Annotated in this window: 18 protein-coding genes; 14 read left to right on the forward strand and 4 right to left on the reverse strand. The window is 72.0% G+C overall.

Annotation, left to right across the window (positions count from 1 at the left end):
* Window positions 1-108: 108 nt before the first annotated feature.
* Entirely contained in the window at window positions 109-975 is an 867-nt protein-coding gene (locus tag MQE23_RS26595; protein WP_243380480.1) for a helix-turn-helix transcriptional regulator, read from the reverse strand.
* A 145-nt stretch (window positions 976-1120) separates the two neighbouring features.
* Here MQE23_RS26595 and MQE23_RS26600 point away from each other — a divergent pair, with 145 nt between their 5' ends.
* Window positions 1121-1882, forward strand: coding sequence for an SDR family oxidoreductase (locus tag MQE23_RS26600; protein ID WP_243380481.1), 762 nt, complete (start codon window positions 1121-1123; stop codon window positions 1880-1882).
* A 15-nt stretch (window positions 1883-1897) separates the two neighbouring features.
* On the opposite strand, the gene MQE23_RS26605 is transcribed toward MQE23_RS26600, so the two are convergent.
* Window positions 1898-2323: a hypothetical protein gene (locus tag MQE23_RS26605; RefSeq protein ID WP_243382762.1), complete on the reverse strand. Its 426-nt coding sequence runs from the start codon at window positions 2321-2323 to the stop codon at window positions 1898-1900.
* Window positions 2324-2497: 174 nt separating this feature from the next.
* Here MQE23_RS26605 and MQE23_RS26610 point away from each other — a divergent pair, with 174 nt between their 5' ends.
* On the forward strand, window positions 2498-3340 hold the full coding sequence (locus tag MQE23_RS26610; RefSeq protein WP_020274227.1) for a MurR/RpiR family transcriptional regulator: 843 nt from the start codon (window positions 2498-2500) through the stop codon (window positions 3338-3340).
* 102 nt (window positions 3341-3442) lie between these two features.
* Complete coding sequence (locus MQE23_RS26615) at window positions 3443-4027, forward strand: hypothetical protein (protein ID WP_037670657.1); 585 nt, start codon at window positions 3443-3445, stop codon at window positions 4025-4027.
* Between the two features lie 98 nt (window positions 4028-4125).
* Here MQE23_RS26615 and MQE23_RS26620 read toward each other — a convergent pair whose 3' ends face one another.
* Window positions 4126-5517: a diaminopimelate decarboxylase gene (locus MQE23_RS26620; RefSeq protein WP_020274225.1), complete on the reverse strand. Its 1392-nt coding sequence runs from the start codon at window positions 5515-5517 to the stop codon at window positions 4126-4128.
* 150 nt (window positions 5518-5667) lie between these two features.
* On the opposite strand from MQE23_RS26620, the gene hutU reads away from it, so the two are divergent.
* The 7 genes from hutU (at window position 5668) to MQE23_RS26655 (ending at window position 14774) form a co-directional block, all read left to right on the forward strand.
* Window positions 5668-7332, forward strand: coding sequence for a urocanate hydratase (hutU, locus tag MQE23_RS26625; protein WP_037670655.1), 1665 nt, complete (start codon window positions 5668-5670; stop codon window positions 7330-7332).
* Window positions 7329-8546 (forward strand): allantoate amidohydrolase, encoded by a 1218-nt coding sequence (locus MQE23_RS26630; RefSeq protein WP_037670654.1) that lies wholly within the window; start codon window positions 7329-7331, stop codon window positions 8544-8546. The genes hutU and MQE23_RS26630 overlap by 4 nt, the downstream gene beginning before the upstream one ends.
* Window positions 8537-9889 carry a formimidoylglutamate deiminase gene (locus MQE23_RS26635; RefSeq protein WP_243380482.1) on the forward strand — a complete coding sequence of 451 codons (1353 nt, stop codon included), beginning with the start codon at window positions 8537-8539 and terminating at the stop codon, window positions 9887-9889. The genes MQE23_RS26630 and MQE23_RS26635 overlap by 10 nt, the downstream gene beginning before the upstream one ends.
* The gene (gene hutI / locus MQE23_RS26640; RefSeq protein WP_243380483.1) at window positions 9886-11175 is read left to right on the forward strand and encodes an imidazolonepropionase; all 1290 of its coding nucleotides are present in this window, start codon (window positions 9886-9888) and stop codon (window positions 11173-11175) included. Before MQE23_RS26635 ends, hutI begins: the two co-directional genes overlap by 4 nt.
* Before the next feature lie 327 nt (window positions 11176-11502).
* Window positions 11503-13707 (forward strand): glycoside hydrolase domain-containing protein, encoded by a 2205-nt coding sequence (locus tag MQE23_RS26645; RefSeq protein WP_020274220.1) that lies wholly within the window; start codon window positions 11503-11505, stop codon window positions 13705-13707.
* A gap of 32 nt (window positions 13708-13739) precedes the next feature.
* Window positions 13740-14045 (forward strand): hypothetical protein, encoded by a 306-nt coding sequence (locus MQE23_RS26650; RefSeq protein ID WP_037670651.1) that lies wholly within the window; start codon window positions 13740-13742, stop codon window positions 14043-14045.
* A gap of 39 nt (window positions 14046-14084) precedes the next feature.
* Window positions 14085-14774, forward strand: coding sequence for a hypothetical protein (locus MQE23_RS26655; RefSeq protein WP_243382764.1), 690 nt, complete (start codon window positions 14085-14087; stop codon window positions 14772-14774).
* Window positions 14775-14895: 121 nt separating this feature from the next.
* Here the strand turns inward: MQE23_RS26655 and MQE23_RS26660 are convergent, their stop codons facing one another.
* Window positions 14896-15822, reverse strand: coding sequence for an RNA polymerase sigma factor SigF (locus MQE23_RS26660; protein WP_020274217.1), 927 nt, complete (start codon window positions 15820-15822; stop codon window positions 14896-14898).
* Between the two features lie 238 nt (window positions 15823-16060).
* On the opposite strand from MQE23_RS26660, the gene MQE23_RS26665 reads away from it, so the two are divergent.
* The 4 genes from MQE23_RS26665 (at window position 16061) to MQE23_RS26680 (ending at window position 19844) form a co-directional block, all read left to right on the forward strand.
* Window positions 16061-16438 carry an STAS domain-containing protein gene (locus tag MQE23_RS26665; protein WP_030242586.1) on the forward strand — a complete coding sequence of 126 codons (378 nt, stop codon included), beginning with the start codon at window positions 16061-16063 and terminating at the stop codon, window positions 16436-16438.
* 243 nt (window positions 16439-16681) lie between these two features.
* Window positions 16682-17236 carry an ATP-binding protein gene (locus tag MQE23_RS26670; RefSeq protein WP_086562404.1) on the forward strand — a complete coding sequence of 185 codons (555 nt, stop codon included), beginning with the start codon at window positions 16682-16684 and terminating at the stop codon, window positions 17234-17236.
* 834 nt (window positions 17237-18070) lie between these two features.
* On the forward strand, window positions 18071-18778 hold the full coding sequence (locus MQE23_RS26675; RefSeq protein ID WP_243380484.1) for an LPXTG cell wall anchor domain-containing protein: 708 nt from the start codon (window positions 18071-18073) through the stop codon (window positions 18776-18778).
* A 31-nt stretch (window positions 18779-18809) separates the two neighbouring features.
* Window positions 18810-19844, forward strand: a complete 1035-nt coding sequence (locus MQE23_RS26680; protein ID WP_243380485.1) for a hypothetical protein — start codon at window positions 18810-18812, stop codon at window positions 19842-19844.
* Window positions 19845-19879 lie beyond the last annotated feature (35 nt).

Raw genomic sequence — 19879 nt, forward strand, 5'->3', positions numbered from 1 at the left:
CCCGCCCCCCGGTCACGGGGGTGCGGCGGTCCCCGCGCTTTTCTTTGTGCGGTGCCAGCCGGCCGGTTTCTTTCGCGGGCGTCAGCCGGGCTGTTTCCTTCGCGGGCGTCAGCCGGCCCGGCTCGTCACCCAACTCCCCAGCAGCGCCAGCCGCTCCGCCGTCTCCGAGCCCGGCTCCGGCGTGTACGCCACGATCGTCTGGTCCGGGGCGGCCGGGATCGTGAGCGTCTCGTACGGGAGGGTCAGCAGGCCCGCGACCGGGTGCCGGATCTGCTTCACCCCGTGGTCGCAGGGCTTGACCAGGTGGTCGGCCCACAGACGGCGGAAGTCGTCGCTGGCGCGGGAGAGTTCACCGACGAGCCGGCCCATCGCGGCGTCGTCCGGGTGGTGGCCCGCCTTCAGACGGAGGTGGGCGACCGTCTGGGCGGCGATCGCCGGCCAGTCCGGGTAGAGGTCGCGGGCGGTGGGGTCGAGGAAGACACGGCGGGGCATGTTGCGCTCGCCGGGAGCCTTGTCGCCCAAGCCGACCACGGCGTCACCGAGGGCGTTCCACGCGAGGACGTCCATGCGGTGGTCCAGCACGTACGCCGGGTTGCGGTCCAAGCCGTCCAGGATCAGCTGGACACCCGGGCGCACCCGGGACGGGACCGCGGCCTCCCGGTTCGCGGATTCCCGGGCCGCGGCCCGGCCGCCCTCGGACCGCCGACGGGGCCGGGCGACCGCCCGCAGATACGCGTGCTCCGCCTCGTCCAGCCGCAGGACCCGCGCGACCGCGTCCAGCACGGCGTCCGACACGCTCGGTCCCCGGCCCTGCTCAAGCCGGATGTAGTAGTCGACGCTCACCCCGGCCAGCTGCGCCACCTCCTCACGACGCAGCCCTGGGACCCGGCGGCGGCCGTACGAGGCCAGCCCCACCTCCTCCGGCCGGATACGGGCGCGGCGCGAGCGCAGGAAGTCTCCCAGTTCTCCGTCCATGGGTCCGAGCCTAGGCGGCCCGGGGCCGGCGAACCTGGTACTGCCAGACCCAGGAAAAGCGCCGCCCTGGGTACGGCCGCCGAGAGAGCCGAGGGTGGTGGACGAGGCCGGGGAGACGCCCCGGCCACCAGCGAGGGGACGCCCCATGCCGTACGAGAACCTGACCGGCCGTACCGCTGTCGTCACCGGAGCCGCCAGCGGGATCGGCGAGGCCGTCGCCGTGCTGCTGGCAGCCCAGGGCGCACGGGTGGCGCTGCTGGCCCGGCGTGAGGAACGGCTCGCGGCGATCGCCGGGAAGATCCGCGCCGACGGCGGGCAGGCCCTGGCCGTCGCCGCGGACGTCACCGACGAGACGTCCGTGACCGACGCCGCCGACCGGATCCGTGCCGAGTACGGGACGGTCGACCTGGTCGTGAACGCCGCCGGCGTCATGCTGCCGCACCCCGTCGACGCCCGGCGCACCGACGAGTGGCAGCGGATGCTCGACACCAACGTCACCGGCGTGCTGCGGATGATCGGCGCCTTCACCGCCGACCTGGTCGGCGCCGCCGCGGACGGCCGTACCGCCGACATCGTGAACATCTCGTCCATCGCCGCGCACGTCAGCTTCCCGAACTACGCGGTGTACGGCGCGACCAAGGCCGCCGTCACCTATCTGTCGGAGTCCCTGCGCGGCGAGTTCGGGCCGCGGGAGGTACGGGTCACCAACATCGAGCCCGGGTTCGTCGAGAGCGAGCTGCGCACGCACATCGCCGACGCGGAACTCTCCCGGCAGGTGGAGGGCATGCTGGACGAGGTGGGCGCGCTGTCCGCCGAGGAGGTCGCCGACCTGGTCGCCTACGTGACGAGCCGCCCGCGCCGGGTCAACCTGCGGCAGATCGTCGCGCTGCCGACCCGGCAGGTCTGAACCGCGTGCGCCCGCTCAGTCCTCCCAGTCGCTGTCCTGGGAGGACTTGCGGCGGCCGCCGAACAGGCCCGGGTTGGTGCGGGCGGCCTGCACGACGTTGACGCCGACGATGCCCGCCCAGGCGGCGAGCAGGCCCGGCAGATGGGCCACGCCCCCGCCGATCGCGGACAGCGGCACCGCGAGGACCAGGGAGACGATCCCGAAGCCGAAGCGCTCGCCCCAGGAGTCCGTGGCCTTCGGCGACCGGGAGTCCCGGGCCGTCTGCATCTGCTGCTCGGCGAGCTGCCGGCGCACCCGGCGCTCCACCGCGCCGTCGATCCGCTGGTCGACCTTCTCCAGGAACGAGTCGACCAGCGCGGACTCGTACTCCTCGCCCAGCTCCCTGCGCGCGTGCAGGGTGGCGTCGAGTTCCCTCTTCAGGTCGGTGTCCCGCGCGTCCATTCCGGTCATGTCACTCACGGTAGAAAGCCGGGGCGCCGGCCGCACTGGGGTTAGCCCCCCTGTCGGGCTGGGGTTTCCGGGCGTGCGGCAGGGCCCGCCCTTCGGTTCCGCTTGCCGGTCTGCATATGCTCATGCAGAATCCTCAGCTACTGAATAGGCGAGGGGGAGCACGTCATGAGCGTGACCGACAGCCCTGCCGCGCGGTTGCAGGCGCTCTTCGAGGGCCACCGGCTGACGCCGACCCAGCGGCGCATCGCGCACAGCATGGTGCGGCGCGCCGCCGACGTGCCGTTCCTGTCGAGCGTGGAGCTCGCCGAGCTGGCCGGGGTCAGCCAGCCGTCCGTGACCCGCTTCGCCGTCGCCCTCGGCTTCGACGGCTACCCGGCCCTGCGCCGCCACCTGCGCGAGGTCGCCCCCGCCGAATCCGCCGCGGACGCCGGGTCCTACAACGAGTACCAGCAGGCCGTCGAGGCCGAGATCGAGAATCTGCGGCACCTGGCGGAGGCCCTGGCCGACCCCCGGCCCGTGCAGCGCGCGGGGCGCCTCCTCGCCGCCTCCCGGCCGCTCCCCGTCCTCGGACTGCGGGCGGCGGCCGCCCAGGCACACGGCTTCGCCTACTTCGCGGCCAAGGTCCACCCCGACGTGCGGCTCCTCAACGAGGGCGGCACGATGCTCCACGACCGCATCGACGCCGCCGTCCGGGCCGGCGCGACCGCACTGCTGTGCTTCGCGCTGCCCCGGCACCCCCGCGAGGTCGTCGACACCCTCGACTACGCCAGACAGGCCGGGCTGACCGTCGTCACGGTCGCCGACTCCGCCTTCGCACCGGTGGCCAAGGTGTCCGATCTGCTGCTCCCCGCCGCCGTCGGCACCGGCCTCGCCTTCGACACGGCCTGCGCCCCCATGCTGCTCGGCCGGGTCCTGCTGGAGGCGATGTGCGACGACCTGCCTCAGGCCCAGTCCCGCCTGGAGGAGTTCGACGTGAAGGCGGCGGCGCGGGGGCTGTTCGTCGACTGACGGCACGGGCACCGCATTCTCAGACTCGTCTCACGTTGTGTCGCTAACGTGTTTCTCCTGTAACACCCTTCAGGCGCTTCGCAGACCGGACGGAGGCTGAACGTGACGCGCGGAGGACAGGGACTGGCTCGGGTGGCCGTCGTCGTACGGGCGGGGGCGGCCCCGCTGTGGTGGCTGGGTGTGTTCGCGGCGGGCATCGGCCTGCTGCCCCCGGGGCTGACGGGCCGCCGCATCGGCGTCCTGGCCGGGGCGGCACTGTTCGTCCTGGCGACGGCCGCGGTGGCGTACGGACGCCGCAAGCGCTACGTCGCCCTGGCCGCCTCCGCGGCCCGCGCCGGCAAGCACGACGTGCTCCAGGACCGCGCGGTCACGACCCGCAACTGGCGCCGCGCCCACCGCTGGTGGCTCCTCCTCGCCTTCCTCGCCGCCCTGGGCAGCGCCTTCGCCGTACCCGCCGCGGCGGGTCTGCTCCTGGCCGGCTGCGGCGCGGGCCTGTGGCTGAAGGCGGCGTGGCTCGGCCGCCGCGAGCGCGCGGACGAGGTGCTGCTGTGGGTGCGGGTGGACTGGCTGCGCGGGGGCGCGGGCGGCCCCGCGGGAAAGCGGGTCAAGGGCTACCGCAGCACGGGCATCGCGGCGGGCGACGCGGCACCGGGCGGGGCGAGAAGGAAAACGCCGGCGCTCGTCTGAGCGGGCACGGGGATACCGGCCCAGGGGCGCGGGGCCGCATTCGATGTGCGGCTACGCCGCGTGGGCGCGACCAGCCACGATGAACCCGCAGCCGGAAGCTACGAGAACCCCCACGGCGCCCGGCCGCCCACCAGCGCATCGACCTGCGCCCCTCCGGACTCCGCCACGACCTCCTCGACCGTCTGCGCCTCCCGCACGACCGCGAAGGCGACACGCCCCTCCCCGCCCGGCCCGAACCCGTAAATCGCAGGCCGGACGAGCGAGTTGTACGCGTAGTGATGCGCGAAGTAGTACGCCCCCGTGTCCAGCGCCGCCGCGAAGTCCCCCTGCTCCAGCAACGGCAGCGCGCACCCCTCGGCCAGCAGGTCGCCCGAGAAGCACGCCGGTCCGGCCACGTCCTGCACCACGGCCGGGCCCTCCTTGGGGCGCCCCTTGGCGTCGTACCCGGCGATCCTCAGCGGCCAGACCTCGGGCGCGTACACCGTCCGCGTCGCCACCTGCACGCCCGCGTGCGTGACCGCCACCGGCCGGCCGCCCGCGCTCTTGGCGTATTCGACCCGCGCCACGACGGTCCCGTGCTTCGCCAGCAGCGACCGCCCGAACTCCGTCACCAGTCCGTACCGCCCGTCGAACAGCCCGGGCACCTCCTCGGCCAGCGTCCGCGCGTACTGCGCGTACGTCGGCGTCGTCGCGTCCGACGCGAAGTTCACCGGCAGCCCGCCGCCGATGTCGAGCGTGTCGATCTGCCGCCGCCCGGCCCGCCGGTTGATCTCCTCCGCCAGTTCGTACGTCTCCGCCACGCCCCGCGCCATCAGGGACAGCGGAACCCCCTGGGACCCGGTGTGCGCGTGCAGCCGGGTCAGCCACGGCCGGTCCAGATACGCCCGTACGACCCACTCCCGGGCACCCTCGTCGCGCAGTGCCACCCCGAACTTCGACGTCGCCGTGGCCGTGGACGTCGCCTCGATGGAACCCCCGCCGATCTGCGGATTCACCCGTATCCCGAGCGGGGATCGGCTGCTGCCGGACCTCATCAGGCCGTCGATGCGCTCCAGCTCCTGCGGATTGTCCGCGTTGACGGCGATGCCCAGCGCCAGCGCCTCGCGCAGCTCGCCGGGCGTCTTGGCCGGCGAGTCCAGCACAGTCATCTCCGGGCCCAGTCCCGCCGCCCGCGCCAGCGCCAGCTCGCCCGGGCTCGCCACCTCCGCGCCGATGCCCTCCTCGCGCAGCAGCCGCAGCACCGGCACCAGCGGGGTCGCCTTCACCGCGAAGGCGTGCAGCACGGGCGTACCCGGTGCGACGACCGCGTCGAACGCGGCCCGCAGCTCCGCCGCCGACTCCCGGATGCCGGTGACGTCCAGCAGTCCGACGATGGGGCTGTCGGGCCCGAGCAGTCCCTGCTCCACGGCGGCCCGCACCGCCTCGTCCCGCCGGGCCGCCCGCCCGGCGCCGACGTCGCGTGCCTCTTCTGCCTCGGTGTGTGCGCCCATGCATCCAGCCAAACATCCACGGCAGCGGCGCGCCGAGCCTCACACGTATTGACTAGCTCTATTCAGACGGTCAGGATGTGAATAACCGCAGCAACAATGACCGCAGCACCACCCGCCGGGAGCACCAGGCACCCACCCAGGAGGCAGACCATGTCAGGACCCCGCCCCGTCCGAGCGCCGCGCGGTACGGAACCGAGCGCCCTGGGATGGCAGCAGGAAGCCGCCCTGCGGATGCTCCAGAACAACCTCGACCCGGAGGTCGCCGAGCACCCCGACAAGCTCGTCGTCTACGGCGGCACCGGCAAGGCGGCCCGCGACTGGCGCTCCTTCGACGCGATGGTGCGGACGCTCAAGGGGCTGAAGCAGGACGAGACCATGCTGGTCCAGTCCGGCCGGCCCGTCGGCGTCATGCAGACCCACGAGTGGGCCCCGCGCGTCCTCATCGCCAACTCCAACCTCGTCGGCGACTGGGCGAACTGGGAGGAGTTCCGCCGCCTGGAGGCCCTCGGCCTGACCATGTACGGGCAGATGACGGCCGGCTCCTGGATCTACATCGGCACCCAGGGCATCCTCCAGGGCACCTACGAGACCTTCTCCGCCGTCGCCGCGAAGAAGTTCGGCGGCAGCCTCGCCGGGACGATCACGCTGACCGCCGGTCTCGGCGGGATGGGTGGCGCCCAGCCGCTCGCCGTGACGATGAACGACGGTGTGGCGATCTGCATCGACTGCGACCCGCGTGCGATCGAGCGGCGCATCGAGCACCGGTACCTGGACGTCAAGGCCGACTCCCCGGACCACGCGCTGCGGCTCGCCGTGGAGGCCCGGGACGCCCGCCGCCCGCTGTCCATCGGCGTCCTCGGCAACGCCGCCGAGCTGGTGCCGCAGCTGCTCGCCATGGGCGCCCCGATCGACATCGTCACCGACCAGACCTCCGCCCACGACCCGCTGGCCTACCTGCCCCTCGGCACCGCCTTCGAGGACATGGCCGACGCGGCCGCCAAGGACCCGGCCGGCTTCACCACCCGGGCCCGCGAGTCCATGGCCCGGCACGTCGAGGCCATGGTCGGCTTCATGGACGCCGGCGCGGAGGTCTTCGACTACGGCAACTCCATCCGCGGCGAGGCGCAACTGGCCGGATACGACCGCGCCTTCGCCTTCCCCGGCTTCGTCCCCGCCTACATCCGCCCGCTGTTCTGCGAAGGCAAGGGCCCCTTCCGCTGGGCCGCCCTGTCCGGTGAGGCCTCCGACATCGCGAAGACCGACAAGGCGATCCTCGACCTCTTCCCGGAGAACGAGTCCCTGGCCCGCTGGATCCGCATGGCCGGGGAACGGGTCCACTTCCAGGGCCTGCCCGCCCGTATCTGCTGGCTCGGCTACGGCGAGCGGGACAAGGCCGGTGAGCGGTTCAACGACATGGTCGCGAGCGGGGAGCTGGCCGCGCCGGTCGTCATCGGCCGCGACCATCTCGACTGCGGCTCCGTCGCGTCTCCCTACCGGGAGACCGAGGCCATGCTCGACGGGTCCGACGCGATCGCCGACTGGCCGCTGCTGAACGCGATGGTGAACGTGGCGTCCGGGGCGTCCTGGGTGTCGATCCACCACGGCGGCGGTGTCGGGATGGGCCGGTCGATCCACGCGGGGCAGGTGACGGTGGCCGACGGCACGGCACTCGCGGGCGAGAAGATCCGCCGGGTGCTGACGAACGACCCCGGCATGGGCGTCATCCGGCACGTCGACGCCGGGTACGACATCGCGGAGTCGGTCGCGGGGGAACGGGGCGTGCGGGTGCCGATGCGCGAGGGTGACGACGCGTGAGTTTCCACAGCATGTGGGCGGAGCTGCTGCCGGTCGGCCGCAGCTCCGCCTCCGGTGGTTACCGCCGCTTCGCATGGACGGACGCCGACTCCGACTGCCGGGCCTGGTTCGAGGAACAGGCCCGCTCGCGCGGTCTCGCCTACGAGGTCGACCGGAACGGCAACCAGTGGGCCTGGCTCGGTGACCCCGCCGTCGGGGACGCCGTCGTCACCGGGTCGCATCTGGACTCCGTGCCGGACGGCGGAGCCTTCGACGGGCCCCTCGGAGTCGTGTCCGCCTTCGCCGCGCTGGACGAACTGCGCGGCCGGGACGCGCGGTTCACCAGGCCCCTCGGCATCGTGAACTTCGGTGACGAGGAGGGCGCCCGGTTCGGGCTCGCCTGTGTCGGGTCCCGGCTCACCGCCGGGCAGCTCACCCGCGAGCAGGCGCACCGGCTCACCGACGGCGAGGGCGTGACGCTGCCGCGCGCCATGGAGGCCGCCGGATACGACCCTGACGCCATCGGGCCCGACCCCGAGCGGCTCGCCCGCATCGGCGCCTTCGTCGAACTGCACGTCGAGCAGGGCCGGGCCCTCGACCTGTCCGGCGACCGGGTCGGCATCGCCAGCGCGATCTGGCCGCACGGCCGGTGGCGGTTCGACTTCCGGGGCGAGGCCAACCACGCCGGCACCACCCGGCTCGCCGACCGGCGCGACCCCATGCAGTCCTACGCCGAGACGGTCCTCGCCGCCCGCCGCGAGGCCGAACTCGCCGGTGCCGTCGCCACCTTCGGGAAGATCGCCGTCGAGCCGAACGGCGTCAACGCCATCCCCTCCCTGGTGCGCGGCTGGCTCGACTCGCGCGCCGCCGACCAGGACAGCCTGGACGCCGTGGTGGCCGGCGTCGAGAAGGCGGCCGGGGAGTACGCCGCCGCCCACGGTGTCGATCTCGCCGTCGTACGCGAGTCGTTCACCCCCGTCGTCGAGTTCGACCACGCCCTGCGTGACGAACTCGCCCGCATCCTCGGCAAGGACACCGGCCTCACCGTCCCCGTCCTCGGCACCGGCGCGGGACACGACGCCGGAATCCTCTCCGGGAGCATCCCGACCGCCATGCTGTTCGTGCGCAACCCCACCGGCGTCTCGCACTCACCGGCCGAGTCCGCCGCCGAGGACGACTGCGTGGCCGGGGTGCTCGCACTCGCCGACGTACTGGAAGGACTGGCGTGCAGGTGACCACAGCAGCCACGCGCACGTACTGGCTGGAGCACGCCTGGCTCGGCACACACGTCGAGCCGGGCGTGGCCCTGGACGTCCGGGACGGCCGCATCGCCGCCGTCCGCCTTGGCACCCCGGCCCCACCCCCCGGCGCCGAGGTCCTGCGCGGTCTCACCCTCCCCGGCCTCGCCAACGCCCACAGCCACGCCTTCCACCGCGCCCTGCGCGGCACCGTCCAGGTCGGCTCCGGCACCTTCTGGACCTGGCGCGAGGTCATGTACGCCACGGCCGCCCGGCTCACCCCGGACACCTACCACGCCCTCGCCCGCGCCGTGTACGCCGAGATGGCCCTGGCCGGCATCACGGCGGTCGGCGAGTTCCACTACGTCCACCACGCCCCCGGCGGCACCCCCTACGCCGACCCCAACGCGATGGGTGAGGCTCTGATCGCGGCGGCCGCCGAGGCCGGGATCCGCATCACCCTCCTCGACACCGCCTATCTCTCCTCCGGCTTCGGGCAGCCGCCCACCACCCCTCAGCTCCGCTTCTCCGACGGCACGGCGGAGGCCTGGGCCGAACGCTGTTCAGTTCTCAAGGAACGAGATCACGCGCGGATCGGAGCGGCGATCCACTCCGTACGGGCCGTGCCCGCCGACGAGCTGGCGACCGTCGCCCGGTGGGCCGAGGAGCGGCGGGCCCCGCTCCATGTGCACCTGTCGGAGCAGACGGCCGAGAACGACGCCTGTCGGGAGGCCCACCGCCGCACCCCCACCCGGCTGCTCGCTGACCACGGCGTGCTCGGCCCGCGCACCACCGGCGTACACAACACCCACCTGACCGCCGAGGACATCTCGCTCATCGGCGGCAGCGGCACCGGCACCTGTATGTGCCCCACCACCGAGCGGGACCTCGCCGACGGCATCGGGCCCGCCGTCGCCCTTCAGCAGGCGGGCTCGCCGCTCTGTCTCGGCTCCGACAGCCACGCCGTGATCGACCCGTTCGAAGAGGCGCGCGCCATGGAGCTGAACGAGCGCCTGCGCACCCGTACCCGAGGCCACTGGACGGCGGCAGCTCTCCTGCGCGCCGCCTCGGCGGACGGGCACGCGGCCCTCGGCTGGGAGGACGCCGGCGCCCTGGAGCCCGGCGCGCTCGCCGACTTCACGACGATCGCCCTCGACTCGGTCAGGACGGCAGGGCCGCTTCCGCGGCTCGGGGCCGAGACGGCCGTATTCGCCGCGTCGGCAGCAGACGTGTCGCATACGGTCGTGGGAGGCCGGCACGTCGTACGGGACGGGGTCCACTCGCTCGTACCGGACGTGCCGCAAGCCCTCGCGGACGCCGTCGAAGCCCTGCGCGGATGACCCCGGGCCGCTCCTCCGAGCGGTCGGCCCCCGACCCCGATCCCACCGCCGACCAGGCCACCAAGGACGCCATGAGCAACGCGACGACCGTCAGCCCCGCCCACTCCGCGAGCACCGCAAGCACGCTCATCACCAACATCGCCGCCCTGGTCACCAACGACCCCTCCCTCGGTGGCAGTTCCCCCCTCGGACTGATCCAGGACGCGGCCGTCGTCATCGAAGGCGACCGCATCGCGTGGACCGGTGATCAAAGCAAAGCACCCGCCACTGACAATCGGGTCGACGCCGGCGGCCGGGCGGTCCTCCCCGGCTTCGTCGACTCCCACTCCCACCTGGTCTTCGCGGGCGACCGGACGCAGGAGTTCAACGCCCGGATGTCGGGGCGGCCGTACAGCGCGGGCGGCATCCGCACGACCGTCGCGGCCACCCGCGCCGCGACGGACGAGGAACTCGAGGCGAACGTCACCCGTTACCTCGCCGAGGCCCTCCGCCAGGGCACCACCACCTTCGAGACGAAGTCCGGCTACGGCCTCACGACCCACGACGAGTCCCGCGCCCTGCGCGTCGCCGCCCGCCACACCGACGAGGTCACCTTCCTCGGCGCCCACATCGTCGCGCCCGAGTTCGCCGAGGACCCGGCCGCCTACGTCGCCCTCGTCACCGGCGAGATGCTCGACGCCTGCGCCCCGCACGCCCGCTGGATCGACGTCTTCTGCGAGAAGGGCGCCTTCGACGGCGACCAGGCCCGCGCGATCCTCACCGCCGGCCAGGCACGCGGCCTGCACCCCCGTATCCACGCCAACCAGCTCTCCTACGGCCCCGGCGTGCGACTGGCGGTCGAACTCGACGCGGCCAGCGCCGACCACTGCACCCACCTGACGGACGAGGACGTCGACGCCCTGGCGAACAGCCGCACGGTCGCCACCCTGCTGCCCGGCGCGGAGTTCTCCACCCGCGCCGAGTGGCCGGATGCCCGCCGTCTCCTCGACGCGGGTGCCACCGTGGCCCTGTCCACCGACTGCAACCCGGGCTCGTCGTTCACCTCTTCCGTCCCGTTCTGCATCGCGCTCGCCGTACGGGACATGGGCATGACCCCGGACGAGGCCGTCTGGTCGGCCACGGCGGGCGGCGCCGCGGCCCTCCGGCGCACCGACATCGGCCGCCTCACCCCGGGCGCGTACGCCGACCTGACGCTGCTCGACGCCCCGAGCCACGTGCACCTGGCCTACCGGCCCGGTGTCCCGCTGGTCACCGGGGTCTGGCGGCGCGGCGAGCGGGTGCTCTGACCAACGAAGGCACACGAAGGTTGTGCACGATTTCCATACCGTGTGCATCACGAGTGGATGACAAATCGGAGTTGACGATCCGCCACATCAACTCGCTTCGTGCATAACGGACTTGACCCCCCTCACGGTGCGACGGAAGATCGCGCCAGTCGCTCCGCGCGCACCGAGACCATGCGCCGGCCGCATGCGACGAGGGGGGTTTTCCGGCATGCCCCCGACGGGGGGTGCCGTTCCATGCGCGGACGCGTCGGTGTGAGCAGGACACGTGCCGCGACGACAGCGCTTTCCTCCCCGCCTCATTTTCCGGACGACAGGAGGAAGCAGCCCATGGCAGACGAGATGGTGCAGCGCGCCCAGAGATTCATCAACACCACGTACAACAACGGCGCGACGCTCGGCATATCCAAGCTGGACGAGAACGGCCAGACCGGCTGGCCCGTGATGTACGCGCTCACCCGGGCGCTCCAGTACGAGATGGGCATCACCGCCCTGTCCAACTCCTTCGGCCCGACCACCCTCGCCAAGCTGGGGGAGCTCTACGGCAAGCTCGACGAGACGACCATCCCGTCGGCCAACTTCTGCCGCATCATCCAGTCCGCCCTGTACTGCAAGGGCTACGACGGCGGCGACATCGACGGCAAGTACAACGACCGGGTCAAGGACGCGGTCGTGAAACTCAACCAGAACATGGGCGTCTCCGGCACCTACCCGGGCAGCTCCCTGTGGCCGAAGGTGGTCAAGGGCCTGTTCAACATGGACGCCTACGTCACCGTCAACAACGGTTCGGACACCATCCGTTCCATCCAGCAGTGGCTGAACGGCAAGTACATCCTGCGCAAGGACTTCTACATCATCCCCTGCGACGGCCACCACTCCCGTGACGTCGCCAAGTCGATGCTGTTCGCGATCCAGTACGAGCTGGGCATGGCGGACGGCGTCGCCAACGGCGTCTTCGGGCCCGGCACGCAGTCCGGACTGAAGTCCCACACCGTCTCGCTCGGCACCACCGGCGTCTGGGCGCAGCTGTTCACCGCGGCCATGATCCTGAACAAGCGGAACGTCCCCTTCGGCAGCTTCACCGCCACGGTGCAGTCCGGCGTGGAGACCTTCCAGTCCTTCAGCAAGCTGCCGGTCACCGGCAAGGGCGACTTCCAGACCTGGGCCTCGCTGCTCGTCTCCTACGGCGACCAGTCCCGCAAGGGCACGGCCTGCGACGGCGTCACCAAGATCACGCCCGCGCGGGCGCAGGCCCTGAAGGACGCCGGCTACAAGTACATCGGCCGCTACCTCTTCAACCCCTCCACCACGGACCTGCCGGAGAAGCAGATCCAGCCGGGCGAGCTGGCCACCATCAAGGAATACGGGCTCAACTGCTTCCCGATCTTCCAGACGTGGAGCCGGTCCGCCGACTACTTCAGCCCCAGCCAGGGCGCCGCCGACGCGTTCCGCGCGATCGAGTGGGCCAAATACCACGGCTTCAAGGCCGGCACCATCATCTACTTCGCCGTCGACTACGACGCCATGGACGGCGAGGTCACCGACTACGTCATCCCGCACTTCCGCGGGGTCATGCGCACGATCGGGGAGAACTCAAGCTACGGCGTGGGCGTCTACGGTCCCCGCAACGTCTGCCAGCGCGTCGCGGACGCCGGGTACGCCGCGGCGAGCTTCGTCTCGGACATGTCCAGCGGCTTCTCCGGCAACCTCGGCTACCCGCTGCCGACCAACTGGGCGTTCGACCAGATCTCCACCATCAAGGTCGGCTCCGGCGCCGGTCTGATCGAGATCGACAACAACATCGTCTCCGGCCGCGACTACGGCCAGAGCGACTTCGACGCCGGTGCCGATCTCGGCGGACTGGACGAGAGGCTGGACGAGGCCGCGTACCGGAGCCTGATGCTCCAGGACGTGAAGGCCTACCTGGAGTCGATCGGCGTCCCCGAGACCGGCGGCGACGGCTGGACCGACAAGGACTGGGCCAGCCTGGGGGGCATCTCCACGACGGAGGCGTTCAACGAGGTGGTGAACGCCGACTGGCTCTTCACCTCACTGGCCCGGACGCTGCGGATGCGCAAGGCCCTCATCCAGGCCCCGGTCCTGTGGGAACTGCGTAAGCTCAACCCTCTCGACTTCGCCTCCGACGCGGCGGTCAAGGCAGGCCAGATGGACGACTGCAGCACCGGGTGGGGACAGATCTTCGCCGCGACCGCCATCAAGGCCCGCAACTACTGCATCGGCGAAGGCATCATCAACGGTGAGGGGCTGGACTACACGTCCAAGACCGACCTCCGCAACGTCTGGGACAAGCTCCACGACGACGAGGAGTACAACGTCCGCACCGTCGCGTACGTACTGCTGTGGAACTCGGACGTGCTCGGCATCGACCGGCCGGACCTGAGCGGCAACCTCAACGTCACGCAGGCGGTGCTCGCCCAGTACAACGGCACCGGCCCGGACGCCGAGCAGTACGGACGGGAGCTGATGGGGCTGTACAACGTCCTGGAGCAGTACAACGCGTTGTCGCGCGCCTAGTGACACCGGCGAACGAAGGAAGGCTGGATCCGATGACCAGACGGTGGCAGGTGGCCCTGGGTGCCAATGTGCTTCTCGGCATCCCGGGCGTCATACCGATCTGGATGCTGTGGTTCCTCGCAGCGAGCTGGACGAGCGGCCCCGAGTCGACGGACAACGACCCCATGGTGCTCTGGCTGCCGATCGCGGCCGTCATCGTCGTCCCGTACGTCATGCTCTGGCTGTCCGTGAACCGCTCCATCGCGCGCCGGAGTTCGCTCGCCCCACGGACCTACTGGTGGCTCAGCGCCCTGGCCACGTTCCTGCCGACCACGGCGCTGATCATCTACTCACCGTAAGAAGGGAACCAAGACGTGCACACCGAGAGGCGCGGCAGCATGAACGGGATATCGAGACGAACCCTGGTGCGGACCGCCGGCGTGATCACGGCCGCCGCGGCGGTCGGCTCCCTCGCCCCGGGCACCGCGACGGCCGCCCCCGCGAGCGCCCCCCTGAGCGCACCGAAGAAGGCCCCCACCTCGGCCAACGGCTGGACCCTGGAGAAGGAGGCGAACCACGTCTCCACCGTGTGGACGCGCTCCGTCCCGGGCACCGGCCTGGAGGTCGACGTCCGGATCGGCGACGTGGAGGCGATCCTGCTCCATGTCGTCCGGCGCTACCACTACGAGGTCGAGCAGCTGCCCCGCGTGGACCTCGCGGGCTGGCAGCGGATCGACGGCCTGAAGAAGGACGGGCCGGAGTCCAACCTCGCCTCGGGCACCGCGGTGCGGATCCGCCCGGGCGCCGGCGCGAGCGGCAGTCTCTTCCCGCTCCAGGTGCTGACGGTGCGCGACATCCTCGCCGACTGCCAGGGCGTGGTGCGCTGGGGCGGCGACGACAGCCCCGTTGACGAGTCGCTGTTCTACATCGACCGCGGCCCGGACGACGCGTCGGTCCGTGAGCTCGCCGACCGGCTGCGGCGGGCCGAGGCCACGCCCGGCGAGGGTGCCGGCGTGACGGTGGACGTGCTGGCCCCGTCCCGGCGCGACCGCGCGAAGCGGCTGGTGAAGGAGCAGCGGGCGAACTGAGGCCCGCAGGACTGGTACAGGACTGGTAGGAGACGAGCCCGGGGGCGGACCTTTCGGTCCGCCCCCGAAGGACAACGTCACCGGGCACAGCGTCGTGCAGTGAGGACCACGCCTCGGAGGATCACTCCTCGACGGTGAGCCCCTTGCGCAGCCGTACCAGCGTGCGCGACAGCAGCCGCGAGACGTGCATCTGGGAGATGCCCAGTTCCTCGCCGATCTCCGACTGGGTCATGCCCGCGACGAAGCGCAGCGACAGGATCTTCCGGTCGCGCGGCGGAAGTTCGGCGATCAGGGGCTTCAACGACTCGACGTACTCGATGCCTTCGAGTCCGTGGTCCTCGTAGCCGATGCGGTCCGCGAGCGCGCCCTCGGAGTCGTCCTCCTCCGGCTGGGCGTCCAGCGAGGAGGCGGTGTAGGCGTTCGACGCGGCCATACCCTCGACGACCTCGTCGTTGGAGATGCCGAGGCGCTCGGCCAGTTCGGTCACCGTCGGGGCGCGGTCCAGCTTCTGGGCCAGCTCGTCACCGGCCTTGGCCAGGTCGAGCCGCAGCTCCTGGAGCCGCCGCGGAACGCGCACGGACCACGAGGTGTCGCGGAAGAAGCGCTTGATCTCGCCGACGATGGTCGGCATCGCGAAGGTGGGGAACTCGACACCCCGGGACAGCTCGAAGCGGTCGATCGCCTTGATCAGGCCGATGGTGCCGACCTGGATGATGTCCTCCATCGGCTCGCTGCGGGAGCGGAACCGGGAGGCGGCGAACTTGACCAGCGCGAGGTTCAGTTCGACGAGCGTGTTGCGGACGTACGAGTACTCGTGGGTGCCTTCCTCCAGCGACTCGAGACGCTGGAAGAGGGTCTTGGACAGGGCCCGTGCGTCGACCGCGTCGACTTCCTCGTACGGGGGGATGTCCGGAAGTCCGGCGAGAAGGTCGTCCTGTGTGACGAGCATCTCGTCCTGCTCGATGGGATCCAGATGTTCCGGAGGGGGTGTCGACGTCGCTTTGTGGGTACGCGATGCGTCGAGCCGGGGTGACATGATGTCCTCCATCGTTCTCGGCATATGGCTGCCGGAGCCAGTACGTGCACTGCGGTGTGCGGCGCCTCCAAAGCCGGCCGTGTCGGTTACGTGTCCTTACTAGGCCTACCCGCTTTCCCGAGCCCACCGCAAGTGCGTTCTGTGGGCATATGTCCGTTTGTGTGCGGTTGTTCGGGTGTCGGAGCGTGGAGGGAAGGCGTAGTGTTCGTGGGCGTCAGCAGCAGTCACGACGTCGGGAGAGAGAGACGGCATGGACCGCGGGACAGTCGGCAGCGCACAGTCTGGCCGGCTTCTGGTGGAGGTGCGGGAAGAGGGCTCTAGCGCCGTCGTGACCCCGGCGGGTGAGCTGGATCACCACACCGCCGATCTGTTGCGTGAGCCACTCGAGGACTGCCTCGCCAAGGGATTCAAGCGCCTCGTCATCGACTGCGCGCGGTTGGAGTTCTGCGACTCCACGGGGCTCAACGTGCTCCTGGGGGCGCGGCTGAAGGCCGAGGCCGCGGGTGGCGGTGTGACGCTCGCCGGGATGCAGCCGGTAGTGGCACGCGTGTTCGAGATCACTGGCGCGGATGCGGTCTTCAGCGTCCATGACACGCTTGAGGCGGCCCTGGCCGACGAGTCGGGCTGACCGGCGGTGCGCGGGCACGCCGAGCCTCGGCCATCCCTCTGTGACCGGTGCCCTGACTCCGTCACGCCTTTCGCGCCGAATACGCAGGTGTTCCCCCGGGCCGCCCGGGCAGGAGACATCCTGGAACGGTCGGCCGCCAGGGCGGCGGGGGCGCCGCGAAACCGTCGTGCCGCGCACTGCGTGACTGACTGTGTAGTGAATTTTTTGAATCGTGAACTGGTGAATCGGTGAGGTGAAGCGCTGATGAGCACCACCCGGCCCTACTCGCCGGGCGACCGCGGGCCGGAGCCCAGCGGCGCTTCCGGGGCGTCCGAGGGTGGCGTACCCGCGGGCGGTGCGTCCGGCGAGGGCGTGGCCGCGCCCTCCGGAGCCGCGGCACCGCCCGGGGGCCGGCAGGTGCGCCGGCTGAGCTTCGACGGGGCGAGCGGTGTCGTTCCGCTCGCCCGTGACTTCGCCCGCCAGGCGCTGTACGCGTGGGGCTGGCTGCCGGCCGCCTCCGCGGACCAGCGGGCCGCCGCCGAGGACGTCCTGCTCGTCGTCTCCGAGCTGGTCACCAACGCCTGTCTGCACGCCGAGGGGCCGGACCAGCTGTGGATCACCTGCGACAACAAGGTGATCCGCATCGAGGTCGCCGACCGGGGCACGGGGCAGCCGTCGCCCCGCACCCCGCACCGGGCCGGGCGCCCGGGCGGCCACGGCATGTTCATCGTCCAGCGGCTGTGCCTGGACTGGGGCGTCGTCCGCACACCGGGAGTCGCCGGCAAGACGGTGTGGGCCGAACTGGGCGCCCCTGCCTGATCCGGGGCGGCTGCGGGCACGCCGGGTGGCGGGGTCGGGCTGTTTTCCAGGTGACTGTCTGGGCGGTGGGCTGAGGCTGCTCCCGGGTGACCGTCTGGGTGGTGGGCTGTGGCTGTTTCTCGGATGCCGTGCGGGTGGGGCTGAGGCTTCTTCTCGGGTGACCGATGGGGTACGGGCACCGTTCACTTCTCGGGTGGCCGACCGGGTGCGGGCACCGCGCGCTCCTCGGGTGACTGACCGGGTGCGGACCCCGTGCACTCCTCGGGTGACCGAGCGGGCGCGGCTTCGGCTTCTTCTCGGGTGACCGACCGAGTGCGGGCATCGCGCATTCTTCGGGTGACCGACCAGGTGCAGACACCGTGCACTCCTCGGGTGACCGGCCATGCGCGGACCACGGGCTCTCCTCGCGCGGCCGTTCGGGTGAAGGGTCGCGCGGCAGTACGCCGGTGGCGGCCCTTGCGGCCCTTGCGGCCTGGCGGCCCTGTGGCCTGGTGGCCTTGCGGCCTGGCGGCCCTGTGGCCTGGTGGCCTTGCGGCCTGGTGGCCTGGTGGCCTTGCGGCCTTGCGGCCTTGCGGCCTGGTGGCCTTGCGGCCTTGCGGCCTTGCGGCCTCGCGGCCTCGCGGCCTGTTGGCCCTGCGGCCCCGGCGCCCCGGCTGAGCCGCCCCCGCGGAACCCTCGCCGCGCATCCCCCGCCGCGCATCCCCCGCCCGTCACTCACCACGCGCCGGATCCCCACAGATCCGGCGCGCACTGTGTCTTCCTTCCTCATCGCCCCGGGCGTACCTTGACGGCCCGATCTGATGCTCCGTCAGGAACAGGAAGGGGAGCGGCTCCGTGTCGTACCGGAATCGAACCGCCGCGCTCGCGTCCGCCGCGGCCCTGGCCGGCTCGGCGGTGTTGATGGCCGCCCCCACGGCCCGGGCCGAGGTCGTCGACGTCAACTACCAGTGCAAGACGCCGATCGGCGACAAGAGCGCCGTCTCGCCCATCGACATCAAGGGGGCCAGGAGCGGCAGCGGCTACCGGATCACCATGTCGTGGCAGAAGGGCGTCTCCTCCAGCCCGGTCGAACTGGGCAAGGGCGCGATGACCCCGAGCGCCACCATCGCCCTGGGCGGTGCGGACAGCGGCACCTTGACGGTGACCGGCCCCGCCAACGACGCCGCGATCCCCGCCAACACGCCGATCAAGATCAACGACCTGAGCGGCACGTACACGCCGAAGAAGAGCGGCGAGGTCACCTTCACGGCCGGCGTGCTCACCATCAAGGCGCTCGGCACGACGACGACGTGCACGCCGACGAACGACCCTGGCCCGTCCCTGACCCTCGACGTCACGGCCGCGAGCGGCGGCGGCGCCACCGGCTCCACTCAGGACGGCGGCTCCGGTCCGGGATCCGGCGCCGGCGACGAGCTCCCGCAGACCGGCCCGGAGGACTCGGCCGTCGCCCTCGGCACCCTCGGCGGGACGGTCCTCCTCGCCGGCGCGGCGGGTGCCCTGTGGCTGTCACGACGTCACCGGACAGCGCGAGTACGCCACTGAGCGCCCGCCCGTACGACCGCTGGAGCCGCCGATGCCGTACGTCGCCCGTGTCCCGTACCTGTCACTGCGTCTCCTGCCGGCCCTCTTGCTGCCCCTCCTGCTGGTGCTCCTGCCGGGCCTGGCGGGCGCCGGGCCCGCCGGGGCAGCGGACCGGCCGGTCGTCGAGCTGTCCAGGGCCCAGGCCGGGACGGGCGGTTCGGTCACGGTGACCGGCAGCGGCTGGCGGCCGCGTGCCCTGCTGACGCTGCTGGTCTGCGGACAGGCCGAGCCGACCCGGGGCGTGACCGGCGGCACCAACTCCTGCGCCAACGCCGACGGCCGGACCGTCACCACCGACGCCGAGGGACGCTTCCGCCGCGAACTGCCCGTCGTGGAACCGCCCGTGCCGTGCCCCTGCGTGGTGCACGTGGCGACGGTGACCGGGGCCGGGGCCGGGGCCGAGGCCGACGCGGTCCTCCGGGTCGCCGGGCACGCGGTCGAGCCGCTGCCCGCGGACCGGGCCGGTGGGCGGCTGTCCCTGCTCGCGGACACCCGGCTGCGGGGCTCCAGCGGGCTGCTGACCTGGTTCGGCTCCCCGCCTGCCCGGACGCTCGTGGTCACCGTCGGGAACGTCGGGACGTCCCCCGTGAAGGACCCCGTCTTCCAGGTCGGCACCGCCCACGGCGTGTTCGCCCCGCAGTGGCAGGACCAGCGCTGGCGCGGCACGATCCGGCCCGGCGGCAAGGCGCGCATCGAACTCCCCGTGGAGCTCGCGGCCGGGGCGCACGGCGACTACACCGTGTCCCTGAAGTACGGCGGCAAGGTCCTCGCCGAACACCCCTGGGGCGTGGGCCGTCCGTGGGGCGTGACCCTGTTCTGGGTCCTCGTCTGCCTGGTCGTCCCGGCGGCGCTGTTCCGCGCAGGCCTGGCCGTAGTGGACCGCGCACGCCCCCGCCGCCCCGTCCACGCGGCCCGCCCGCCCCGCCGACGCCCGCGCCTGCGTCTGCGCCTGCCCGCCGCGCGCCGGTCCCCGGCCCTGCCGTGGGTCTCCCCGGACGCCGAACCGCCGAGCTCGACGAGGACATGAGAAGGGCCGCCGCACCTTCCGGGTGCGGCGGCCCT

Source organism: Streptomyces sp. HP-A2021 (assembly GCF_022807935.1).
Classification (GTDB): Bacteria; Actinomycetota; Actinomycetes; order Streptomycetales; family Streptomycetaceae; genus Streptomyces; species Streptomyces afghaniensis.